Source organism: Pararhodobacter sp. (assembly GCF_034676075.1).
Classification (GTDB): domain Bacteria; phylum Pseudomonadota; class Alphaproteobacteria; order Rhodobacterales; family Rhodobacteraceae; genus Pararhodobacter.
Genome location: NZ_JAUCCQ010000189.1, coordinates 1 through 4,812, shown reverse-complemented (window position 1 = coordinate 4,812; position 4,812 = coordinate 1). Strand labels below are relative to the sequence as shown.

The window sequence follows — 4,812 nt, the reverse complement described above, 5'->3', positions numbered from 1 at the left end:
CTTCCTTCCGTCGCCCGAGGCGCCCGCGGCAGCGGGCAACGAGGGCGAAACCCCTTTCTACCGGCGCCGCAGGGCCTGTTGCGCGACTTCGCCCTCGACCCAGGCGTCGAAGCCCGCCACCAGCGCCTGTTCCATCTGCGTGCGCCAGCGGCGGTCGCGCAGGCGGGTGCGGTCGGTCTCGGAGGACAGGAACCCGATCTCCAGCAGCGCCGAGGGCACCGAGGGCGATTTCAGCACCGAGAAGGCCGCCTGTTGCCAAGGGTGGCGGTGCATGCGGATCTCGCCGCCGCGGATCGCCTCGACCAGCGCCCGCGCCAGCCGGTCGGTGGCGGGCTGCGTCTCGGCCCGGGCCAGCGCCATCAGCACCCCCGCCACGGTATCGTCGGTGCCGGTCAGGTCGACGCCGCCGCCCAGCATGTCGTCGCGGTCATGCCGTTCGGCCAGCGCCGCGGCGGCGGCATCCGTCGCGCCTTCGGCCAGGGTATAGAGCGTGGCGCCCACCGCCTGCCCGTCTTCCAGCGCATCGGCATGGATCGACAGGAACAGATCGGCCTGCGCGCCATGGGCCACGGTGATCCGCCCTTCCAGCGACAGGAAGCTGTCGTTGTCGCGGGTCAGCACCACCATATAGCGCCCGGTGCGGCGCAGGGCTTCGGCCAGTTCCCGGGCGAAGGTCAGGGTGATCTCGGCCTCGGTCACGCCTTCATGGATGGCGCCGGGATCGACCCCACCATGGCCCGGATCCAGCACGACGATGGTCGGCCGCTGGCCCAGCGGCGGGCGGTCGGCGGTGGCGCGCAGCACATCGGCCGAGGGCGCGCCATCCGTTGCCGCCAGCGCCGAGGCCTGCGCCGCGAAGGAGGTGTCCGACATCGGCGTCAGCGACAGCGTGAGCCGCGCGGCGCCGCTTTCGGGGTCGGTCGCCATCCCGGCCTCGGCAAAGCCCATCGGCCGGCCGAGCTCGATCACCAGACGGCTCCAGCCGCCGCCCGCGTCGCCGGTGCGCAGCGCGGTGACCGCGCCGACCCGCGGCACCTCGGCCGGATCCATCCCCGCCCAGTCCAGCGTGCGGAAATCGACCACCGCCCGCGGCGGATCGCTCAGGAGCCGCGTGCGCCAGGGCACCGGCTGCGACAGCGGCACGCTCAGCGTCAGGCTGCGCCAACCGGCCTCGAGGCTCAGCGGCCCGGTCAGGCGGGCGGCAGCGCCGAGGTCCTGCGCGGCGAGGGGCGGCGCGACGAGAAGGCACAGCAGCGCGAGAAGGACGGCGAGCCCGCCCCTCAGCCCTCGTGCGTGTCGCTGCATGCCCTGCCCTCCTGCCGTTTGCCGGTTTCTTGCCGCTTCCTAGCGCGAAAGCGGGCCCGGGGGAATCCCCGCCCCGCCCTCGCAGGGCATCACGTTTGGGTCAGGGTTTCCGGCCTGCCTCGCTTCCGGGGTTGAATTGCCCCCCCGTGCCGCGCAATCTGCGGCCGTTGAAACCCCGAGGAGCCCTCAGCCCATGGTCCGCCAGTCCCTTTTTGCCGCCCTGATCGCCGCGACCGCCCTGGGCGGCGGGATCCTTGCCGGGCCCGTCCGGGCCCAGAGCTCGTCGCCCGCGACCGCCTCGACCATGGGCGAGGCCGAGCGTGAGGCCTTCCGCGGCGAGGTGCGGGCCTATCTGATGGAGCACCCCGAGGTGATCTTCGAGGCGGTGGCCGAATACGAGCGCCAGCAGCAGGCGGCGCAGGCCGACATGGATCTGGCGCTGGTGCAGATCAACGCCGACGACATCTTCCGCGACGGCCATTCCTGGGTCACCGGCAACCCCGAGGGCGACGTGACCCTGGTCGAGTTCATGGATTACCGCTGCGGCTATTGCCGCCGGGCGCAGCCGGCGGTGATGGATCTGATCGGCACCGACGGCAATATCCGGCTGGTGATCAAGGAATTCCCGATCCTCGGCCCGCAATCCGAGGTGATGAGCCGCTTCGCCGTCGCCGTGCAGCAGGTCGGCGGCGACGAGCCCTATGGCCGCGTGCATGACGCGCTGATGGCCTGGGAGGGCGACATCACCCCCGAGGATCTGCGCGGCATCGCCAGCGATCTGGGCCTCGACGCCGATCAGGTCATGGCCGAGATGAGCGGCGATGCGGTCACCGCGGTCCTGCGCGCCAACCACGAGCTGGCGCAGCGGCTGCAGATCTCGGGCACGCCGACCTTCGTCATGGGCGAGGGCGACGACGCGGAACTGCTGCGCGGCTACATGCCGCTCGAGCAGATGCAGGCGGTCGTGACCCGTCTGCGCAGCTGAACCCGACACCGGCGGGCGGGCGCTGCCGTCAGGACAGCGCCCTTTCGATACTACGCGGGTGCACAAACCTGTTGCGCAACCCGTTTCGTCTTCGCACAGTGGCACCCAGCCCCGTGCCGGGCCTGAGTTCGGCGCGGGGGCCATGTTTCGGTGGTTCCCGTCACCTGATTGTTCTCTGAATTTCGTCCGGCCACCGGCCGGCGCCCCAGTCATGGCCTGACCTTGATCCGCATCCGCGCCGACCTTCGCCCGCTTCGTCCCCTCGCCCGCCTGCTGGCCGGGGCGGCGCTGGCGCTGACCCTTGCGGCAGGGCTGACCGATGCGGCGGCGACCACCCCGGTTCCGGGGGCCGAGGCCGAGGCTTTCGCTGCCGCCCGCGACGCCTGGCTCGCCGATGACGAGGGCACGGCGCTGCCCGCCCTCGCGGCCCTCGCGGCCGAGGGCAATGCGGCGGCCCGGGTGCTGCTGGGGCAGATTGACAAGATGCCCGCCCTGCAGGGGCCTTACCTCGCCCATCTGCCCCGGGCCCAGCGCATAGCCCTGCTGCGGGCGCCCGGCGGCATGTCTGGGCGCAGCTGGCTGACCGAGGAGGCCGGGCATCCGCTGGTTGCGGCCTGGATCGCGCTGCGCACGCCGGGCGGCGGCCCCGACCTGATCACCCGGTTCGAGGCGCTGGACGAGCCCCGCGCCGCGCGCGAGGCGCTGGTCACGCTGGCCGCGCGCGAACACCCCGACCTGACCACGGTCGATCCCGCGGCGGTGGACGGGGACCTGCTCTATCTGCTCTGGCGGGTGGCGGACGGGCCGCACCGGGCGGCGATCGCCGATCTGGTGCCGGTCGGCAGCGCGCAATGGCAGATGATGGGCGAGGTGATGGACACCCCGGCGCTGGAACGCTGGCTGATGGCCAGCACCGCGGCCGAACCGCTGCTCAGCCTCTGCCGGGCGCTCTGCGACGACGATCAGATGGCCACCTGCCTGGGCGCGGCCTATGGCGCGCTGGGCAGCCATGATGCGCTGCTGACCCTGGGCAGCCCGGCCGAATCGCTGATCGCGCAGGAGGAATTCCTCAACAGCCCGCGTGGCCGGGCCAGCACCATGCGCCGGATCCTGCTGGCCAGCTCGATGCGGGCCCGGCGCGCCATGCTGGACCGCGTCTCGGCCGAGGTCTCGTGCCTGGGCGATGCGCTCAGGGCCGAGGCGCAGCGCTATCGCCCCGCCCTGCCCGGGGTCAGCGACGGCGGCTGAGCCCGAAACGCGAACCGCCGCCCGAGGGGGCGGCGGTGCTGTCGTCTCAGGATCGCGGGCGCCTCAGCGCGGGGCGATCATCATCACCATCTGGCGGCCTTCGAGCTTCGGCATGTTCTCGATCTTGCCGATCTCGGTCACGTCCGAGGCCACCCGGTTCAGCAGTTCCATGCCGAGTTCCTGGTGCGCCATCTCGCGGCCCTTGAAGCGCAGGGTGACCTTCACCTTGTCGCCTTCTTCCAGGAATTTCTGCACCGCACGCATCTTCACGTCGTAATCATGCGTGTCGGTGCCCGGGCGGAACTTGATTTCCTTGATCTCGATGATCTTCTGCTTCTTGCGCGCCTCGGCCTCGCGCTTCTGCTGTTCGTATTTGAACTTGCCGAAATCCATGATCTTGCAGACCGGCGGGACCGCGTTTGGCGAGATCTCGACCAGGTCGAGTCCGGCCTCTTCGGCCAGGGCCATGGCCCGGGCTGGCGGGACGACGCCGATGTTTTCGCCTTCCGCCCCGATCAGGCGGACTTCCGGCGCACGGATCCGGTCATTGACGCGGGGTCCGGTGTCGCGGCTGGGCGGAGCGTTGTGAGGTCTGCGAGCTATGGTGGGATTCCTTCTGTGGTCATCAAGCGCCGGAAAAATAGACCCGCAGCCCCCCGGTTGCAAGGGGCGCGGTGGCAAGGTTGCGCAGGTTCAGGGCCCTGACGCGGCGGTTTGATGCCCTGCGGCGCCCCGGACCATTGCCTTTGCCGCCCAGCGATGCGACACCTTGGGCTTACGTGCTTTTGAGGACATGTCATGAAAAAGATCCTGATCGTCGCCGCCATCGTGCTTGCGGCCGGTCTGGGCATCTGGGTCTCGCGCGAGCGGCCGATGCCGCAACCGGCGCCGACCCCGGCCCCCGCTCCGGCCATCCCCGAGGTCGCTCCGGTTGAGCCCGCGCCCGAAGCGGCCGAGACGCCCGCCCCGCTGGAAAACGCCGCCGAGGCCGTCCAGGACGCTGTTCAGGACGCGGCCGAAGGCGTGGGCGATGCCGCCCAGCAGGCCGTCGACGCCGTGACCGAAGCCGCAACCAATGCGGCCGAAGGCGCGGGCGCGATGGTCGACCAGGCTGTCGAAGCGGCGCAGAACGCCGGTGACGCGGCCTCGACCATGGCCAGCGACGCCGCCGAACAGGCGACCGAAGCCGCCGAAGGCGTCGCCGCCGACACCGCGGCGCCCGAGACCGTGCCGGAAGCGGTGACCGCGACCGAAGCCGTCAACGAGGAAGCCGC

At 71.3% G+C, this 4,812-nt stretch carries 4 protein-coding genes and 1 pseudogene; 3 read left to right on the top strand and 2 right to left on the bottom strand.

Annotation, left to right across the window (positions count from 1 at the left end; genetic code table 11):
• Positions 1–57 precede the first annotated feature (57 nt).
• Positions 58–1,305, bottom strand: a complete 1,248-nt coding sequence (locus VDQ18_RS22795; RefSeq protein WP_323023148.1) for an N-acetylmuramoyl-L-alanine amidase — start codon at positions 1,303–1,305, stop codon at positions 58–60.
• A gap of 193 nt (positions 1,306–1,498) precedes the next feature.
• On the opposite strand from VDQ18_RS22795, the gene VDQ18_RS22790 reads away from it, so the two are divergent.
• On the top strand, positions 1,499–2,290 hold the full coding sequence (locus VDQ18_RS22790; RefSeq protein ID WP_323023147.1) for a DsbA family protein: 792 nt from the start codon (positions 1,499–1,501) through the stop codon (positions 2,288–2,290).
• A gap of 222 nt (positions 2,291–2,512) precedes the next feature.
• Positions 2,513–3,538 (top strand): hypothetical protein, encoded by a 1,026-nt coding sequence (locus VDQ18_RS22785; RefSeq protein WP_323023146.1) that lies wholly within the window; start codon positions 2,513–2,515, stop codon positions 3,536–3,538.
• Positions 3,539–3,601: 63 nt separating this feature from the next.
• Here the strand turns inward: VDQ18_RS22785 and infC are convergent, their stop codons facing one another.
• Entirely contained in the window at positions 3,602–4,141 is a 540-nt protein-coding gene (gene infC / locus VDQ18_RS22780; protein WP_107750250.1) for a translation initiation factor IF-3, read from the bottom strand.
• A 195-nt stretch (positions 4,142–4,336) separates the two neighbouring features.
• Between infC and VDQ18_RS22775 the strand changes: the two are divergent.
• Positions 4,337–4,812 (top strand): annotated as a pseudogene (locus VDQ18_RS22775) (hypothetical protein); the annotation flags it as partial.